General features: G+C 69.5%; 16 protein-coding genes and 1 pseudogene. 1 reads left to right on the top strand and 16 read right to left on the bottom strand.

Going from position 1 to position 18,301, the window contains the following annotated elements; translation table 11 throughout:
• Nucleotides 1-315 (top strand): VOC family protein (locus tag VGZ32_RS22445; protein ID WP_326888126.1); only part of this gene is annotated, 315 nt, incomplete at its 5' end.
• Between the two features lie 139 nt (nt 316-454).
• On the opposite strand, the gene VGZ32_RS22440 is transcribed toward VGZ32_RS22445, so the two are convergent.
• The 16 genes and pseudogenes from VGZ32_RS22440 to VGZ32_RS22365 all read right to left on the bottom strand — a co-directional run.
• Nucleotides 455-1,456: a polyprenyl synthetase family protein gene (locus tag VGZ32_RS22440; RefSeq protein ID WP_349263715.1), complete on the bottom strand. Its 1,002-nt coding sequence runs from the start codon at nt 1,454-1,456 to the stop codon at nt 455-457.
• Between the two features lie 125 nt (nt 1,457-1,581).
• On the bottom strand, nt 1,582-3,159 hold the full coding sequence (gene nuoN / locus VGZ32_RS22435; RefSeq protein ID WP_326888124.1) for an NADH-quinone oxidoreductase subunit NuoN: 1,578 nt from the start codon (nt 3,157-3,159) through the stop codon (nt 1,582-1,584).
• A gap of 3 nt (nt 3,160-3,162) precedes the next feature.
• A complete protein-coding gene (locus VGZ32_RS22430) occupies nt 3,163-4,740 on the bottom strand; it encodes an NADH-quinone oxidoreductase subunit M (protein ID WP_326888123.1) in 1,578 nt (525 codons plus the stop codon).
• A gap of 14 nt (nt 4,741-4,754) precedes the next feature.
• Complete coding sequence (gene nuoL, locus VGZ32_RS22425) at nt 4,755-6,698, bottom strand: NADH-quinone oxidoreductase subunit L (protein WP_326888122.1); 1,944 nt, start codon at nt 6,696-6,698, stop codon at nt 4,755-4,757.
• 59 nt (nt 6,699-6,757) lie between these two features.
• A complete protein-coding gene (gene nuoK / locus VGZ32_RS22420) occupies nt 6,758-7,057 on the bottom strand; it encodes an NADH-quinone oxidoreductase subunit NuoK (protein ID WP_326888121.1) in 300 nt (99 codons plus the stop codon).
• Nucleotides 7,054-7,911, bottom strand: a complete 858-nt coding sequence (locus VGZ32_RS22415) for an NADH-quinone oxidoreductase subunit J (protein ID WP_326888120.1) — start codon at nt 7,909-7,911, stop codon at nt 7,054-7,056. The genes nuoK and VGZ32_RS22415 overlap by 4 nt, the downstream gene beginning before the upstream one ends.
• A complete protein-coding gene (gene nuoI / locus VGZ32_RS22410) occupies nt 7,908-8,525 on the bottom strand; it encodes an NADH-quinone oxidoreductase subunit NuoI (RefSeq protein ID WP_326888119.1) in 618 nt (205 codons plus the stop codon). The genes VGZ32_RS22415 and nuoI overlap by 4 nt, the downstream gene beginning before the upstream one ends.
• On the bottom strand, nt 8,512-9,882 hold the full coding sequence (gene nuoH / locus VGZ32_RS22405) for an NADH-quinone oxidoreductase subunit NuoH (protein WP_326888118.1): 1,371 nt from the start codon (nt 9,880-9,882) through the stop codon (nt 8,512-8,514). Before nuoH ends, nuoI begins: the two co-directional genes overlap by 14 nt.
• The gene (locus VGZ32_RS22400; protein WP_326888117.1) at nt 9,882-12,380 is read right to left on the bottom strand and encodes an NADH-quinone oxidoreductase subunit G; all 2,499 of its coding nucleotides are present in this window, start codon (nt 12,378-12,380) and stop codon (nt 9,882-9,884) included. The genes nuoH and VGZ32_RS22400 overlap by 1 nt, the downstream gene beginning before the upstream one ends.
• Nucleotides 12,377-13,723 (bottom strand): NADH-quinone oxidoreductase subunit NuoF, encoded by a 1,347-nt coding sequence (gene nuoF / locus VGZ32_RS22395; protein WP_326888116.1) that lies wholly within the window; start codon nt 13,721-13,723, stop codon nt 12,377-12,379. Before nuoF ends, VGZ32_RS22400 begins: the two co-directional genes overlap by 4 nt.
• Nucleotides 13,720-14,418: an NADH-quinone oxidoreductase subunit NuoE gene (gene nuoE, locus VGZ32_RS22390; protein ID WP_414642581.1), complete on the bottom strand. Its 699-nt coding sequence runs from the start codon at nt 14,416-14,418 to the stop codon at nt 13,720-13,722. Before nuoE ends, nuoF begins: the two co-directional genes overlap by 4 nt.
• A 14-nt stretch (nt 14,419-14,432) precedes the next feature.
• Nucleotides 14,433-15,815: an NADH-quinone oxidoreductase subunit D gene (locus VGZ32_RS22385; protein WP_326888114.1), complete on the bottom strand. Its 1,383-nt coding sequence runs from the start codon at nt 15,813-15,815 to the stop codon at nt 14,433-14,435.
• Entirely contained in the window at nt 15,812-16,519 is a 708-nt protein-coding gene (locus VGZ32_RS22380; RefSeq protein ID WP_326888113.1) for an NADH-quinone oxidoreductase subunit C, read from the bottom strand. The genes VGZ32_RS22385 and VGZ32_RS22380 overlap by 4 nt, the downstream gene beginning before the upstream one ends.
• Nucleotides 16,516-17,070, bottom strand: a complete 555-nt coding sequence (locus VGZ32_RS22375; RefSeq protein WP_326888112.1) for an NADH-quinone oxidoreductase subunit B family protein — start codon at nt 17,068-17,070, stop codon at nt 16,516-16,518. Before VGZ32_RS22375 ends, VGZ32_RS22380 begins: the two co-directional genes overlap by 4 nt.
• A gap of 12 nt (nt 17,071-17,082) precedes the next feature.
• Nucleotides 17,083-17,442, bottom strand: coding sequence for an NADH-quinone oxidoreductase subunit A (locus VGZ32_RS22370; RefSeq protein ID WP_326888111.1), 360 nt, complete (start codon nt 17,440-17,442; stop codon nt 17,083-17,085).
• Nucleotides 17,443-17,994: 552 nt separating this feature from the next.
• Nucleotides 17,995-18,301 (bottom strand): annotated as a pseudogene (locus VGZ32_RS22365) (lysine transporter LysE); the annotation flags it as partial.

Here is an 18,301-nt window from a genome sequence, read left to right as displayed (position 1 = left end):
GCCCGGTTCTACTCGCGGCTGCTCGGGTGGCCTCTTGCTGCGGACGATCCGGGGTGGGCCATGCTGCGGGATCCGGCGGGCGGGGTCGGGCTCAATTTTCAGACTGAGGAGGACTACGTGCGTCCGGTGTGGCCTGCCGGTCCCGGGGATCAACAGATGCAGCTGCACCTGGAGATCCGGGTCGACGACCTCGCTGCGGGTAGTGCGCACGCTGAGGCGTGTGGCGCGGTCGCGGCGTCGTTCCAGCCGCAGGATGACGTGCGGGTGTATCTAGATCCGGCGGGGCACCCGTTCTGCTTGTGGATTGTGACCTGACCGGCGATCGAGTGCCGAGCGGAAAGCGAGCGGACCGGCGACCGCGCGGCAGGTGGATTGTCACCTGAACGGCGATCGGGTTTCGCGGGATGCGACGACCGGTCTGGGTGAGCCGGGGTCCGGGCCGGGCGAGTGCCAGCTAGACGGTACGCGAGGTGACGACGTCGCAGAGGGCGAGCAGGGTGTCCTTCGCGGCGATGTCCGGGAGGGGGGCGAGCAGGTCGCGCGCTTCGGCTGCGTAGCGGGTCACCGTTTCGCGGGCCTGGGTGAGCGCGGGGTGCACACGCAGGGCCGCGATGACCTCGTCCACCAGTTCGTCCTCGGCGATGGGGCCGGACAGCAGCTGCCTGAGCCTTGCCGATTCGGGGTCGGTCGACTCCAGCGCGTAGAGGGTGGGGAGCGTCGGGACCCCCTCTCTCAGGTCGGTGCCGGGGGTCTTGCCGGACTGCTCCCGGTCGCTGGCGATGTCGAGCACGTCATCGGAGAGCTGGAACGCCATGCCGAACACTTCGCCGAAGCGGGTCAGGACCTCGACGGCCTGGTCGCTCGCTCCGGAGAGGAGGGCGCCGAATCGTGCCGAGGTGGCGATGAGGGAGCCGGTCTTGTCGCCGAGGACGGACAGGTAGTGGTCGATCGCGGCCTGCCCGTCTTTCGGGCCGATGCACTCGTTGATCTGGCCGGTGACGAGGCGTTCGAATGTCTTGGCTTGGAGTCTTACGGCTTCGGGACCGAGGTCGGCGAGGATTTGGGAAGCTCTGGCGAACAGGAAGTCGCCGGTGAGGATCGCCACCGAGTTGTCCCAGCGCGCGTTGGCCGAGGGGGCGCCGCGCCTGACCGGGGCCTCGTCCATCACGTCGTCGTGGTACAGCGTGGCCAGGTGGGTCAGCTCGACCACCGCGGCCGCGGGGACGACGCCGGGCGCGGCGGGATCGCCGAACTGTGCGGCCACGAGGGTCAGCAGGGGCCGGAAGCGCTTGCCGCCCGCGTTGACCAGATGGCTCGCGGTCTCGTCGATGAACGGGTGGTCGCTGCGCGCCGATGCCCGCAGCACCTCTTCGACCTCCGCGAGCCCCTTTCGGATCCGCTGGTCGAGGGCGGGGTCGCGCACCGCGAGCCCGAACGGCCCGGTCTCCAGCTGCACGGTCACGCCTTTCGCCTTCCGGTGCTCGACCCAGGGTCGCCTCATCCGCTCTTAAGCCTCTACCGCTCCCAACCTAGTGCATGCCGCTTGATGTGTGTCGTAACGGTCGTCTTGCCCGATCGGGACTAGCGCGGCGAGCCGGCCAGCACCGCGGACGCGTTGGAGAGGTGCAGCAGCACCGCCGGGGCGATACCCATCGCCACGGTGGCGAGCGCCGCGACGGCCAGCGCCGCCTTCACCGCGATCGACGGGTTCGCGATGCTCGGACCGTCGGGCAGCGGCTCCGAGAAGAACATGACCACAACGACGCGCAGGTAGAAGAATGCGGCGAGGGCGCTGGCCAGCACCGCCACGATCACCAGCTGCGGGGCTCCGGCGGCCAGGGCGGCCTGGAAGACCGCGAACTTGCCGACGAACACGCTGGTGAACGGGATTCCGGCGAAGGCAAGCAGGAAGACGGACAGCAGCGCTGCCGGGATGGGGTGGGACTTACCAAGGCCGGCCCACCGGGACAGGTCGGTCGCCTCGCCGCCGGAGTCGCGCACCAGCGTCACCACGGCGAACGCGCCGACGATCGCGATGCCGTAGACCGGGAGGTAGAATAGGATCGCGGAGATGCCCTGGCTGGTGGTGGAGGCCAGGCCGATGATGATGTACCCGGCGTTGAGGATCGCCGAGTACGCCAGCATCCGCTTGATGTCGCGCTGGGTCAGGGCGAGGATGCCGCCGACCACCATCGTGATGATCGCGACGGCTTCGATGACTGGCCGCCAGATCCCGACGGAGCCGAGGAGCGCGACGTCGAGGACGCGTAGGAGGGCGCCGAACGCGGCGATCTTGGTGGCGGCGGCCATGAAGCCGGTGATCGGCGTCGGCGCACCCTGATACACGTCCGGGGTCCACATGTGGAACGGCGCCGCGCCGACCTTGAACAGCAAGCCCATGACGAGCAGGGCGATGCCGGCGTAGAGGAGGGCGTTGCCGTGCTGGTTCTTGGCGACCGCGGTGGCGATGTCCTGGAGCTTGACCGAGCCGGCGTATCCGTAGAGCAGGGCGGCGCCGTAGAGGAAGAAGGCTGAGGAGAAGGCGCCGAGGAGGAAGTACTTGAGTGCGGCTTCCTGAGAGAGCAGGCGGCGGTGACGGGCGAGGCCGCAGACGAGGTAGAGGGGCAGGGAGAGCACCTCGAGCGCGACGAACATGGTCAGCAGGTCGTTCGCGGCCGGGAAGAGCAGCATCCCGCCGACCGAGAACATCAGCAGCGGGTAGACCTCGGTGGTGGTCCAGCCGGCCCGGTCCGCTTCGCGCTCCTGCCGCGAACCGGGGACCGCGCCGCCCTGCGCGGCGAAGGCGTCGCGGCCCGCGTCGGTCTTGCGTTCGGCGATCACCAGCGCGCCGATGAACGCGATGACCAGGATCGTGCCCTGGAGGAACAGCGTCGTCTTGTCGATGGCGACGGCGCCCTGGGCCACGATCTGGGTCGGCGCGTTGTGCAGGGACACGACGGCGGCGAACGCGGCGGCGAACGCGACGAGGGTCAGGGTGACTTGGGCGTGGTACCGGCGCTTGCGCGGGAAGAAGGCTTCGACGAGCACGCCGGCCGTGGCCGCGCCCAGCACGATCAGCATCGGCGAGAGCTTGGCGAACTCGACCGGCGGGGCGTGGAACTGCGCGGCGCCGGTGGCGGCTTCAGCGAGGATTGACATGGTCTACTGCCCGCTCCCGTTCGACTGGTTTGCGGCGACGGACGGCTGGTGCAAGGTCTGGCTGATCGCGGGCGTCTTGCTGATCGCCGGGTTGATGTAGTTCGTCAACAGGCTGGGGACGAAGCCGAGCGCGATGATCAGCGCGAGCAGCGGCGTGATCACCGCGAGCTCCCGGCGGTTGAGGTCCTTGAAGCCCTCGACCGACTTGGCGACCGGCCCGGTCATCGTGCGCTGGTAGAGCCACAGGATGTAGAGGGCGGCCAGGACGATCGACGTGGTGCCGACGATCGCGGCGGCGGGGTACTTCTCGAAGGTGCCGACGAGGACCAGGAATTCGGACACGAAGGACGAGAGGCCCGGGAGCGCGAGGGAGGAGAGGCCCGCGACGAGGAAGGTGCCGGCGAGCAGCGGGGCGACCTTCTGGACGCCGCCGTATGCGTCGACGGAGCCGGAGCCGCGCCGGGAGATCATGAAGCCGGCGAGGAGGAACAGGGCTCCGGTCGACAGGCCGTGGTTGACCATGTAGAGCGTCGCACCGACCTGGCCGCGTGCGGTGAGAGCGAACACGCCCAGCGTGATCAGGCCGAAGTGCGAGACCGAGGTGTACGCGATCAGGCGCTTGATGTCGGTCTGGCCGACGGCGAGCAGGGCCCCGTAGATGGTGCTGATGACCGCGAGGACGAGCACGAGCGGGGTGAAGAAGTGCGAGGCGTTCGGGAACAGCTCCAGGCAGAACCGCAGCATCCCGAAGGTGCCGATCTTGTCCAGGACGCCGACCAGCAGGACCGCGGTGCCCGGGGTGGCCTCGGCGGCAGCGTCCGGCAGCCAGGTGTGGAAGGGCCACAGCGGCGCCTTCACCGCGAACGCCACGAAGAAGCCGAGGAACAGCCACTTCTCGGTGGGGCCGGACATGGTCAGCGTGCCGTCCGCGACCGCCTTCGACAGGGTCTGGAAGTTGAAGGTGCCGCCGAGCGAGGAGCGGGTGGTGATCACGTACAGCCCGATCACGGCCGCCAGCATGAGCAGGCCGCCGAGCAGGTTGTAGAGCAGGAACTTGACCGCCGCGTACGAGCGCCGCTCGCCGCCGAAGGACCCGATCAGGAAGTAGCCGGGGATCAGCAGCGCCTCGAAGACGACGTAGAACAGGAAGATGTCGTTGGCCGCGAAGACCGCGATCATCATCGTCTCGAGGACCAGAATCAGCGAGAAGTAGGCCCGCACCGAGCGCGTGCCGTCCTCCACCCCGGGGACGTGTTCCTCCGTGTCATGCCAGGCGGCGAGGAGGACGACCGGGACGAGCACGGCGGCGAGGAGGATGAGGACGAGGGCGACGCCGTCGACGGCGACGCTGTAGTCGATGTGGAACGAGGGGATCCAGGCGTAGTCCTCGGCCAGCTGGAAGCGCGGGCCGCCGGTCTTGAACGCCACGGTGTCGGCGATCGCGAAGCCGAGCGTGATCAGCGAGGCGACGAGGGCGACGGGGCGGGCCAGGGACGTGCGGCCCTTGGGGAGCGCGGCGATCGCGGCGACACCGACCAGCGGCGCCGCGATGGTGACCGTCAGATACGGGAACGATGACATCTGCGCGCGTCCTCTCAGGCCCGGACCAACAGGAGGGCCGCGATGAGCACGGCCGCGCCGCCGAACATGGACAGTGCGTAAGAGCGGACGAAACCGTTCTGCGCTCTGCGGAACCGGCCGGAGGTGCCGCCGAGCCCCGCCGCGACGCCGTTGACCACGCCGTCCACACCCTTGAGGTCGAAGTAGACCAGCAGCCGGGTCAGGTACTGGCCCGGGTACATGATCGCGTTCTCGTTGAAGGCGTCGCCGTACAGGTCGCGGCGCGCCGCGCGGGTGGCGAAGGAACCGGCCGGGGCGACGGACGGGACGGGCTTGCTCGCGTACTGCCGCCAGGCGTATCCGATCCCGATGAGGACCACGGCGAGCGCGGCGCCGGAGACCGCCCAGCTGTTGACGTGCGCGCTGCCCTCGCTGTGCCCGGTGACCGGGGCGAGCCAGTTCTGGAACGAGGTGCCCAGCACGAACAGGCCGCCGGCGAACACCGAACCGACCGCGAGAAGGATCATCGGGATGGTCATCGACAGCGGCGCCTCGTGCGGGTGCGGCTCATGGCCGTGCTCGTCCTCGACCCAGCGCTTCTCGCCGAAGAAGGTCATCAGCATCACCCGCGTCATATAGAACGCGGTGATCATCGCGCCCAGCAGGGCCGTGACTCCGAGGACCCAGCCGGAGGTGCCGCCCTGCGCGAAGGCGGCCTCGATGAGCTTGTCCTTGGACCAGAACCCGGAGAACGGCGGCACGCCGATGATCGCCAGGTATCCGAGGCCGAAGGTGACGAAGGTGACCGCCATGTACTTGCGCAGCCCGCCGTAGTGGCGCATGTTCACGTCGTCGTTCATGCCGTGCATGACGGAGCCGGCGCCGAGGAACAGGCCGGCCTTGAAGAAGCCGTGGGTGATCAGGTGCATGATCGCCACGACGTAGCCGACCGGACCGAGCCCGGCCGCCAGGATCATGTATCCGATCTGCGACATCGTGGAGCCGGCGAGGGCCTTCTTGATGTCGTCCTTCGCGCACCCGATGATCGCGCCGAACATGAGCGTGATCGCGCCGACGATCGTCACCAGCAGGCGCGCGTTCGGCGAGAGGTCGAAGATCGCGTGCGAGCGCACGATCAGGTACACGCCCGCGGTCACCATCGTCGCCGCGTGGATCAGGGCGCTGACCGGGGTCGGGCCCTCCATCGCGTCCAGGAGCCAGGACTGGAGCGGGAACTGCGCCGACTTACCGCACGCCGCGAGCAGCAGCATCAGGCCGATGCCGGTGAGCGTGTTCCGGTCCGCGGTGCTCGCCTTGTTGAACACGTCGGTGAACGCGAAGCCGCCGAACGTGGTGTACATCAGCATGACGCTCAGCGAGAGCCCGACGTCGCCGACGCGGTTGACTATGAACGCCTTCTTCGCCGCGACCGCCGCCGAGGGCTTGTGCTGCCAGAACCCGATCAGCAGGTACGAGGCCAGGCCCACGCCCTCCCAGCCCGCGTACAGCAGCAGGTAGTTGTTCGCCAGGACCAGGATCAGCATCGCGGCGAGGAACAGGTTCAGGTACCCGAAGAACTTGCGCCGGTTCTCGTCCTCGGCCATGTAGCCGACCGAGTAGACGTGGATGAGCGAGCCGACCCCGGTGATCAGCAGCACGAACGTCATCGAGAGCTGATCGAGGTGGAAGCCCGCCTCGGCGGAGAAGCCGGGCACCGGCACCCAGGTGTACACGTGCTGGTCGTAGGAGCGCGCGTTGCCCGGCCTGCCCAGCAGCGTGAAGAACAGGATCGCGCCGAGCACGAACGAGCCGATCGAGGCCGCGCAGCCGAGCAGGTGCCCCCACCGGTTCGTCCGCTTGCCGCCGATCAGCAGGACCGCGGCGCCGGCCAGCGGCAGCGCGACGACCCACGCGGTCAGCAGCAGGGCGCCGGTCGCCGGGGGCGGGGCGTAGGCGACGGTGGACAGTTCACCGGGCATGGTCGACCCCCGGGCGCGGTGCGCGCAGCGTGGAGGGTGGCATCGTCGGCAGTCCCTCTCTAGTACTTCAGCAGGTTCGCGTCGTCGACCGAGGCCGAGCGCCGGGTCCGGTACACGCTGATGATGATCGCGAGCCCCACCACGACCTCGGCCGCCGCGACGACCATCGTGAAGAAGGCGATGATCTGGCCGTCGAGCGCGCCGTGCATCCGGGAGAAGGTCACGAACGCCAGGTTGGTGGCGTTGAGCATCAGCTCGATGCACATGAACACGACGATCGCGTTGCGCCGGATCAGCACGCCGAGCGCGCCGAGGGTGAACAGGATCGCGGACAGGTAGAGGTAGTTATCCGGGTTCACGCCCCGACCTCCTCGTGGTGTTCCGGACCGGTGCCGTCGCCGTTCGCGTCGGCGCGCGGCAGCGGTACCGGCAGGGGCCTGATCTGCCGCGGCTCGCCGTGCAAGCGCAGGGTGGCGTTGACGCTGAGCTCGGACGGGGTGCCGTCGGGCAGCAGCGCCGGGGTGTCCACCGCGTTGTGCTGGGCGTAGACGCCGGGGCTGGGCAGCGGGGTGACGATCGTGGAGGGGTCCCTGCCGAAGCGCTTGAACCGCTCGGCCGCCAGCTCCTTCTGGGTCTTGCGCGCGGTCACCCGCTCCCGGTGGGCCAGCACCATCGCGCCGATCGCCGAGGTGATCAGCACGGCGGAGGAGACCTCGAAGGCCCAGTAGTACCGGGCGAACAGCAGGTGCGCCAGGGACGGGACGTTGCCGCCGCCCGCGGCGTTCGCTTCGTCCACCCCGGTGAAGACCCCGAGCCGGGCGTGCGCGAACACGCCGAGCAGCACCGCGCCGAAGAGCACCGCGACGAGCACGGCCGCCCAGCGCTGGCCGCGGATCGTCTCGGTCAGCGACTCGGCCGAGTCGACGCCGATCAGCATGAGCACGAACAGGAACAGCATCATGATCGCGCCGGTGTAGACGACGATCTGGACGACGCCGAGGAAGATCGCGCCCTGGGCCATGTAGAACAGCGCCAGGAAGATCATCACCGCGCAGAGGCACAGCGCCGAGTGCACGGCCTTCTTGGAGAAGATCAGGCCGAGCGCGCCGAGGACCGAGACGATCGAACCGACCCAGAACAGGAACGTCTCGCCGTGGCCGGTCGACGCCACCGGGGACGCGAGGACCTGCGCGGCCAGCGCTCCCGCAGTCATCGCTCGGCCTCCGCTTCAGGCGCCGCGTCGTCCGGCGCGGCCACGCTCTCCACCGCCGCGTAGTCGGCCAGCTGCTCGTCCGAGGCCCGGGTGACCTTGCCTTGGTAGTACTCCTTCTCGGTGGTGCCCGGCTGCATCGCGTGCGGCGGGGGCACCATGCCCTCGGTCAGTCCGGCCAGCAGCTGGTCCTTGGTGTAGATCAGCGAGGCGCGGGAGGTGTCGGCGAGCTCGTACTCGTTGGTCATGGTCAGCGCGCGCGTCGGGCAGGCCTCGATGCACAGGCCGCACAGGATGCAGCGCAGATAGTTGATCTGGTAGACCTGGCCATAGCGCTCGCCCGGGGAGTAGCGCTCCTCGTCGGTGTTGTCCGCGCCCTCGACGTAGATCGCGTCCGCGGGGCAGGCCCAGGCGCACAGCTCGCAGCCGATGCACTTCTCCAGGCCGTCCGGGTGCCGGTTGAGCTGGTGGCGGCCGTGGAAGCGCAGCGCGGTGGGCTTCTTCTCCTCCGGGTACAGCTCGGTGTTCGCCGGCTTGAACATCGTGGCGAAGGTGACACCGAACCCCGCCACCGACGCCAGCGGGTTCGGGTCCCTCTTCTCGTCACTCTTGCTCATCGGGGGTCGCCTCCTCGGTGGCGGAACCGTTCGACGCCAGGACCGCCACGGGGGTCCGGGAGAACTGGGGCCGGGCCTGGATCGGCGGGGCGGCCTGTCCGGGCATCGGCGGGACCGGGAAGCCGCCGGCCGTCGGCTCGTACTCGGACAGCAGCGCCGCGTCGGGCGCGGCTCGGCGGATCGCGTTGCGCTCGCGGATCTCCAGCGCCAGCAGCACCAGCAGGAACACCGCGCCGAGCGCGATCACGATCCAGACGGTGTGCGCCCGGTCCAGCGTGTTGCTGGTGTGCAGCTGCCGCGCGGTGGCCAGCACCAGCAGCCACAGCAGGGAGATCGGGATCAGCACCTTCCAGCCGAAGCTCATGAACTGGTCGTAGCGCAGCCGCGGCAGCGTACCGCGCAGCCAGATGAACACGAACACGAAGATCAGCAGCTTGACCAGGAACCAGATCAGCGGGTACCAGCCGCTGTTCGCCCCGGACCACAGCGACAGCGGCCAGGGCGCCCGCCAGCCGCCGAAGAACATCGTCACCGCCAGGCAGGAGACGGTGACCAGGTTGATGTACTCGGCGAGGAAGAAGAGGGCGAACTTGAGCGAGGAGTACTCGGTGTGGAAGCCGCCGACCAGCTCGCCCTCGGCCTCGGCCAGGTCGAAGGGGGCCCGGTTGGTCTCGCCGACCATCGAGATGATGTAGATCGCCGCGGACGGGATGAGGTAGACGAACCAGCCGCCCGCCTGCGCGGCGACGATCCCGGTGGTCGACATGGTCCCCGCGTAGAGGAACACCCCGGCGAACGACAGGCCCATCGCGACCTCGTACGAGATCATCTGGGCGGACGAGCGCAGCGCGCCGAGCAGCGGATACGGCGACCCGGAGGACCAGCCGGCCAGGACGACCCCGTAGATGCCGATCGAGGAGACCGCGAGGATGTAGAGCACGCCGATGGGCAGGTCGACCAGCTGGAGCGGGGTCCAGTGGTGGAAGATCGAGACCGGCGGGCCCCACGGGATGACTGCGATGGCCAGGAACGCGGGGACCGCGGACACCACCGGCGCCAGCCAGAACACCACCTTGTCGGCGTTGTCCGGGACGATGTCCTCTTTGAGCGCGAGCTTGATCCCGTCGGCCAGGGATTGCAGCATCCCCTGCGGGCCGACCCGGTTCGGGCCGATGCGCATCTGCATCCAGGACACCGCGCGCCGCTCGTAGACGATGTTGAACAGGGTCAGCACCACGAGCAGCGCGAACGAGGCGACCGCCTTGATCAGGTCGAGCAGGAACCACCAGGGGATCCCGGTGTCCCAGCTGCCGAGGACCCAGTGGTCCGCGTTTTGAAACACCACCGTGGCCGGCATCAGACCTCCTCCTCGACCCCGCGCGCGACGGACACCACGGCGCCGGTCTCGGCGCGCAGGGTGGCGCGCACGTGGGAGCCGGGCGAGTTGGTGGGCAGCCAGACCACCCGGTCCGGCAGGGCGTCGACGACCAGCGGCAGGGTGATCGTCCCGGCGTCGGTGGACACCGCGACCGGGTCGCCCTCGGCCGCGCCGATCTCCGCGGCGGTGGCCTTCGACAGCAGCACTACCGGCCGCCGCGCTGTCCCCGCCAGGTGCTTCTCGCCGTCCTGGAGGCGACCGTCGTCGAGCAGCTGGTGGTGCGTGGCGAGCACGGCCTGGCCGACGGCGGGGGCGGGCAGCGGCCTGGCGACGGCCTGCGGGCGCGGCGCCCTAGCCCCTTCCCACCGGCCCAGCTCGGTCATCTCGCGGCGGGCGGCGTAGGCCTCCGGCAGGCCGAGGTGCACGTCCATCGCGTCGGCAAGCCCGTGCAGCACCCGCAGGTCCGACATGCCGCCGACCACCGTCTGCACCGCTTCGGGGGACAGCGCCGCCTCGAAGGTGCGGCCGCGTCCTTCCCAGTCCACGAAGGTGCCGGGCTTCTCGGCGACCGCCGCCACTGGCAGCACCACGTCCGCCCGCTCGGTGACCGCGGAGGGCCGCTGCTCGAGCGAGACCAGGAAGCCTGCGGCCTCGAGCGCGGCCAGCGTGGCGTTCGGGTCGGGCAGGTCCGCCGGGTCGACGCCGCCGACTACCAGCGCGCGCACCTGCCCGTCGCGGGTGGCGGCCAGGATCGCGTCGGCGTCCCGGCCCTCGAGGGCCGGCAGTGTGCGCACGCCCCAGAGAGCGGCGACCTCGTTGCGGGCGGAGGAGGCGTCGGCCGGTCGGCCGCCGGGCAGCAGGTTGTACAGCGCCCCGGCCTCGATCGCGCCGCGCTCTCCGGCGCGGCGCGGGATCCAGGCCAGCTTGGCGCCGGTGGCCTCGGCCAGCCGTAGCGCCTCGGTCAGCGCGCCCGGCACGCAGGCGAGGCGCTCGCCGACGAGGATCACGGCGCCCGGCGCGCGCAGGGCCGCGGCGGTGCGCCGCCCGGCCTCGTCGAGACCGGCCTGCTCGCTGCCGTCGGCCAGCGCCCCGAGGAACTCGGGCTCGGTGTGCGGCGCCGCCTTGAGCAGCGTGCCGTTCAGCTTGCGCAGGCTGCGGGTCTCGACCGGAGCTATGGCGACGACCTGCGTTCCGTGCTTGCGCACCGCCTTACGCAGGCGCAGGAAGACGATCGGCGACTCGTCTTCGGGCTCGAGGCCGACCAGCAGGACGGCCGGGGCCCGGTCGATGTCCTCGTAGGTGACGGTCAGCGGCCGACCGGCCACATGCGCCGCCAGGAACGCCGCCTCCTCGACCGAGTGCGGGCGGGCGCGGAAGTCGATGTCGTTGGTGTCGAGCGCGATGCGGGCGAACTTCGCGTACGCGTATGCGTCCTCGAGCGTGGACCGGCCGCCGACGAGAACACCGGCCGCGCCGCGGGCCAAGCGCAGCCCGGCCGCCGCGACGCTCAGCGCCTCGGGCCAAGAGGCCGGGACCAGTTCGCCGTCCCGGCGCACCAGCGGGGTGTGCAGCCGGTCCTTCGCCGTCGCGTACTGGAAGGCCCAGCGGCCCTTGTCGCAGTTCCACTCGTCGTTGACGCGCAGGTCCTCCGCGGCCATGCGGCGCAGCACCTTGCCGCGCCGGTGGTCGGTGCGCAGCGCGCAGCCGGAGGCGCAGTGCTCACACGCCGAGGGCGAGGAGACCAGGTCGAACGGCCGGGACCGAAACCGGTACGCGGCGCCGGTGAGCGCGCCGACCGGGCAGATCTGCACGGTGTTGCCGGAGAAGTAGGAGTTGAACTCCTGGTCCCCGGCCACCGAGATGCCGACCTGCTGCTGCGGACCGCGGTCGATCAGGGTGATGAAGGGGTCGCCGGCGATCTGCTCGGAGAACCGGGTGCAGCGGGCGCACTGGACGCAGCGCTCGCGGTCGAGCAGGACCTGCGTGGAGAGGTTGATCGGCTTGGCGAAGGTGCGCTTGGGGCCCTCGAACCGGGTCTCGCCGCGGCCGTTGGAGAGGGCCTGGTTCTGCAGCGGGCACTCGCCGCCCTTGTCGCACACCGGGCAGTCGAGCGGGTGGTTGATCAGCAGCAGCTCCATCACGCCCTGCTGCGCCTTGTCCGCGACCGGCGAGGTGAGCTGGGTCTTGACCACCATGCCGTCGGTGACGGTGGTGGTGCAGGAGGCCATCGGCTTGCGTTGCCCCTCCACCTCCACCAGGCACTGGCGGCAAGCGCCGATCGGGTCGAGCAGCGGATGGTCGCAGAAGCGCGGGATCGCGATGCCGAGCTGTTCGGCGACCCGGATGATCAGCTCGCCCTTGGGGGCGACGGTCGGGATCCCGTCGACGATGAGGGCGACGTATCCCTCAGGCACCGCCGGGGCCTCGGGTTCACCGCCGCTCTGCGCCGGGATGCCTCCGGTAGTCGTCACGGTCATGCGCGCACTCCCGTCGCGGCCAATGCGGGCGCCCACGCGGTCGAGTGCGCCGGGTCGAAGGGACAGCCGCCGTGCCTCAGGTGGTCGAGGTACTCCTCGCGGAAGTACTGAATCGAGGACTGGATCGGCGCGGCGGCACCGTCCCCGAGCGCGCAGAAGGCGCGGCCGACGATGTTGTCGCAGATGTCGAGGAGCTTGGCGAGGTCCTCCTCGGTGCCCTTGCCGTTCTCCAGGTCCCGCAGGACCTGCACGAGCCAGAAGGTGCCCTCGCGGCAGGGGGTGCACTTTCCGCAGGACTCGTGCATGTAGAACTCGGTCCAGCGCAGCGTGGCGCGCACGACACAGACGGTCTCGTCGAAGATCTGCAGCGCGCGGGTGCCGAGCATGGAGCCGGCCGCGCCGACGCCCTCGAAGTCGAGCGGGACGTCCAGGTGCTCGTCCGTCAGCATCGGGGTGGACGAGCCGCCGGGGGTCCAGAACTTCAGCCGATGGCCATAGCGCACTCCCCCGGCCAGGTCGAGCAGTTCGCGCAGGGTGATGCCGAGCCGCGCCTCGTACTGGCCCGGCCGGGTCACGTGGCCGGAGAGCGAGAAGAAGCCGACGCCCGCGGACTTCTCGGTGCCCAGGGACTTGAACCAGTCCGGGCCGTTGCGCACGATCGCGGGAACCGACGCGATCGATTCGACGTTGTTCACGACGGTGGGGCTGGCGTAGAGACCCGCGACGGCCGGGAAGGGCGGGCGCAGCCGGGGCTGGCCGCGGTAGCCCTCGAGCGAGTCGAGCAGCGCCGTCTCCTCGCCGCAGATGTACGCGCCCGCGCCGGCGTGCACGACGATGTCGAGGTCGAAGCCCGAGCCGAGGATGTTGCTGCCGACGTATCCGGCGGCGTAGGCCTCGCGCACGGCGGCCTGCAGGCGGCGCAGCACGTGCACGACCTCGCCGCGCACGTAGATGAAGGCCCTGTTGGCGCGGATCGCGTAGGAGGCGATGATCACGCCTTCGATCAGCTCGTGCGGATTGGCCATCATGAACGGGATGTCCTTGCAGGTTCCCGGTTCCGACTCGTCCGCGTTGACCACCAGGTAGTGCGGCTTGTTGTCGCCCTGCGGGATGAAGCCCCACTTCAGACCGGTGGGGAAGCCCGCGCCGCCGCGACCGCGCAGTCCGGAGTCCTTGACCATCTTGATCACGTCGTCCGGGGGCAGCGCCAGGGCCCGGTGGATCGCCTGGTATCCGTCGTGGGCGCGGTAGCCCTCGAGGGTGTAGGAGCGCGGGTCGTCCCAGGAGCGGGACAGCACCGGCACCAGCTTGTCGGCTCCCGTGCTCGCCGTGTCCGTGCTCATCGGGCACCGCCCCGCTGCCGGACCAGCTTCAGGCCCTCGAGGCTGGCCGGTCCGGCCGGGCCGCCCGCGTCCACGACGCCGGGCCGCTCGTCCTCGTAACCGGCCAGGATCCGCTCGGTCTGCTTGAACGAGCACAGCGCCGGGCCCCGGGAGGGCGTCACCTCGCGCCCGGCCAGCAGGTCGTCGACCAGCTTCACCGCCGTCGTCGGCGTCATGTTGTCGAAGAACTCCCAGTTGACCGTCATCACCGGGGCGAAGTCGCAGGCCGCATTGCACTCGATGTGCTCGAGCGTGAGGCTGCGCTCGCCCTGGTCGTCCGCGGTGCGCTCGTCGTTGCCGACGACCAGGTGCGCCTTAAGCGTCGCGAAGATCTCGTCGCCGCCCATGACCGCGCACAGGGTGTTGGTACAGACCCCGACGTGGTAGTCGCCGACCGGCTTGTCCTTGTACATGGTGTAGAACGTCGAAACCGCCGATACTTCGGCGGTCGACAGTCCGAGCAGCTCGGCGCAGAAGGCGATTCCGTCCGCCGTCACGTATCCCTCCTCCGACTGCACCAGGTGCAGGAGGGGCAGCAGGGCGGAGCGGCTTTGCGGGTAGCGCGCGATGAGCGCTTGGGCGTCGTTGACCAAGCGCTCCCGCACCTCCGGCGCGTGGGCGTACGAAGTCTGGGTCCGCGGGTCCGCGGACTGGATCTGGTGAACCTCGGTCACCGGTCCACGCCTCCGATCACGGGGTCGATCGAGGCCACCGCGACGATCACGTCGGCGACCATGGAGCCCTCGCACATCACGGCGACGGCCTGGAGGTTGTTGAACGAGGGGTCCCGGAAGTGCACCCGGTAGGGGCGGGTGCCGCCGTCGGAGACCGCGTGGCAGCCGAGTTCGCCCTTGGCGGACTCCACCGGGACGTAGACCTGGCCGGGCGGCACCTTGAAGCCCTCGGTCACCAGCTTGAAGTGGTGGATCAGGGCCTCCATGGACTCGCCCATGATGTGCCGGATGTGGTCGAGCGAGTTGCCCATGCCGTCGCCGCCGAGGGCGAGCTGCGCGGGCCAGGCGATCTTCTTGTCCTCGACCATGACCGGGCCGGGCGCCAGCTTGTCCAGGCACTGCTCGACGATCTTGAGCGACTCGGTGATCTCGTCCATCCGCAGCCGGTAGCGGCCGTAGGCGTCGCAGGTGTCCCAGGTGCAGACCTCGAAGTCGTAGTTCTCGTAGCCGCAGTAGGGCTGGGACTTGCGCAGGTCGAGCGGCAGGCCGGTGGAGCGCAGCATCGGGCCGGTGATGCCGAGCGCCATGCATCCGGTCAGGTCGAGGTAGCCGATGCCCTCGGTGCGGCCGCGGAAGATCGGGTTCTCGTTGCACAGGGCCGCGATGTCCTTCATCCGCTTGGGCATCAGGGCCAGGAACTCGCGGATCTTGTCCACCGCGCCGGGCGGCAGGTCCTGGGCGAGGCCGCCGGGGCGGATGAACGCGTGGTTCATCCGCAGGCCGGTGATCATCTCGAAGATGTCCAGGACCAGCTCGCGCTCGCGGAACCCGAAGATCATCGCGGAGAGGGCGCCCATCTCCATGCCGCCGGTGGCGATGCACACCAGGTGGGAGGAGATCCGGTTGAGCTCCATCAGCATCACCCGGATGACGCTGGCGCGGTCCGGGACCTGCTCCTCGATGCCCAGCAGCTTCTCCACCGCCAGGCAGTAGGCGACCTCCTGGAAGAAGGGGGTCAGGTAGTCCATCCGCGTGACGAAGGTGGTGCCCTGCGTCCAGTTGCGGAACTCGATGCTCTTCTCGATCCCAGTGTGCAGGAAGCCGATGCCGCACCGCGCCTCGGTGACGGTCTCGCCCTCCAGCTCGAGGATCAGCCGCAGCACGCCGTGGGTGGAGGGGTGCTGCGGGCCCATGTTGACCACGATGCGCTCTTCGGGCGCCTCGCCGAGCGACTCGGCGATCTCGTCCCAGTCGCCGCCGGTGATCGTGAAGACCTTGCCCTCGGTCGCCTCGCTACCGAAGCCGTAGGGATCGTCGTACTGCGCGTCAGCCGGTACGTCGCCCACGTCGCCATCCGCCCTGTCCGCCTGAATGGTCATGAGTAGGACCTCCGCTGATCCGGCGCGGGGATCTGCGCCCCCTTGAACTCGACCGGGATCCCGCCGAGCGGATAGTCCTTGCGCTGCGGGTGGCCGGGCCAGTCGTCCGGCATCAAGATCCTGGTGAGGGCGGGGTGGCCGTCGTAGACGATGCCGAACATGTCCCAGGTCTCCCGCTCGTGCCAGTCGACGGCCGGGTAGACCGGGTAGAGCGAGGGGATGTGCGGGTCGTCGTCGGGGCAGGTGACCTCGAGCTGGATCCGCCGGTTGTGGGTCACCGACATCAGCGGCGCCAGCGAGTGCAGTTCCCGGCCGGTCTCGTGCAGGAAGTGCACGCCCGAGACCCCCAGGCACAGCTCGAACCGCAGCGCCGGGTCGTCCCGCAGGGTGCGTGCGACCTGCACCAGGTGCTCGCGCCGCACCTGGAAGGTCAGCTGGCCGCCGTGCAGGATGACCCGCTCGATCGCGGACTCCGGGGGCAGGCCCTGCTCGTCCAGCGCGCCGAACAGCTCGTTCTCGACCTCGTCGAAGTATCCGCCGTAGGGCCGCGGCGCCTGGCCGGGGAGCTCCACCCGGCGCGTGAGGCGGCCGTATCCCGAGGTGTCGCCGCCGTCGCCGGGGAACATCCCCTTGCGCACGGAGATGATCTCGGCCGCCTGCACGGCGAGCGGCTGCGGCGTCTCAGGCCGCTCGATCTCGCTCATGGCAGCAGGCCCTTCATCTCGATCGTGGGCAGCGCCTTGAGGGCCGCTTCCTCGGCCGCCTTCGCCGCCGCCACCCGGTCCACGCCGAGCGGCATCTTCTGGATCTCGGCGTGCAGCTTGAGGATCGCGTCCATCAGCATCTCGGGCCGCGGCGGGCAGCCGGGCAGGTAGATGTCCACCGGGACGACGTGGTCGACGCCCTGGACGATCGCGTAGTTGTTGAACATGCCGCCGGACGAGGCGCAGACGCCCATGGACAGCACCCACTTGGGGTTGGGCATCTGGTCGTAGATCTGGCGCAGCACCGGGGCCATCTTCTGGCTGACCCGGCCGGCCACGATCATCAGGTCGGCCTGCCGGGGGCTGGCCCGGAACACCTCCATGCCGAACCGCGCCAGGTCGTAGCGGCCCGCCCCGGTGGCCATCATCTCGATGGCGCAGCAGGCGAGCCCGAACGTGGCCGGCCACAGCGAGCCCTTGCGCATGTAGCCGGCCAGGCCCTCGACCGTGGAGAGCAGGAAGCCGCTGGGCAGCTTCTCCTCAAGGCCCATGTCAAGACCCTTTCAGTCCCACTCGAGCCCGCCGCGCCGCCACACGTAGGCGTACGCGACCAGGACGGTGAGCACGAACAGGACCATCTCGGCCAGACCGAACCAGCCGAGCGCGTCGAAGGCGACGGCCCACGGATACAGAAAGACGATCTCGATGTCGAAGACGATGAAGAGCATCGCCACGAGGTAGTACTTCACCGGGAAGCGGGCGCCGCTGATCGGCTGCGGGGACGGCTCGATGCCGCACTCGTACGCGTCGTATTTGGCCCGGTTGTAGCGCTTCGGGCCCGTGAGCGAGCCCATGACCACCGAGAAGACCGCGAACCCGGCCGCGATCAGGCCCAGGAGCAGGACCGGCACGTAGCTGTCCATACGCGCCGCCACCTTTCCGCCGCTAGTCGTGGCCCGTCGGCGTCGTCGCCGGCGGGTGGCGCTGCTTTTCGGTTCGACGCCGTGCGACCCGCTTCGCGGTGGTCCGGTGACCGGACCTCGTGAAGCGATTCACAAGCCGGACGCCAATCCGGCCGCTGCTGTGCGACGTCAGGGTAATCCTACGGCGTGTCACATGTGATCTGCGCCACGGGTCTCCCTTTCCGCCGCTCGCTGATCGGTAACGTAGTCCTTACACAGGGGTTTGCGCTGTGTGATCTCCATCACGCGCAGGTCAGGGCCTATCGGACACCCTCCGGATGCCACCCGGACATATCGTGATGATCTCCAGCGGTGACCCCTGTCACAGCCCTCCGAGTGAGCCGCGCGACACGGTCCATCCGCCGCTCATGATGCGGACACCGGATTTGATTCAGAACCTCTACATCCTGTAGAAGCTGCGAAAGAAGATCTTGTACCCTTGTGAAGGTCGGCCAAACCTCGGCGGCTTCGCAGTCCTGTCGAATACGCGTTCTTATCCCGCGGACGGCAAACTCAGTGGGCGACGACAAGAAGCCTGACGGCGAGGAAAGTCACCACCGCGCTGGACGCGAGTGCGGTCAGCAGCCTGCCGCGGGCACCCGCCAACAGGCCGCCGAGCAGCGCGCCGCCACCGGCCAGCAGCAGTTGCCAGCTCGCCGACGCGGCAAAGGCGGCGACGACGAATGAAAGCTGCGCCAAGCGATCCAGAGGTGCCGCAGCTTGCGTACCGAGAACGAGCGCGCCGAAGTAGATCACCGTGGTCGGGTTCAGCAGCGTCATCCCGAGGAGTCCGAGAAACGCCCGAACGGGACTCGTCGGC

The organism is Actinocrinis sp. (assembly GCF_035938995.1).
Classification (GTDB): domain Bacteria; phylum Actinomycetota; class Actinomycetes; order Streptomycetales; family Catenulisporaceae; genus DASZGI01.
Note: the sequence above shows the minus strand (reverse complement) of the source record. Positions and strands in the feature narration are given on the sequence as shown.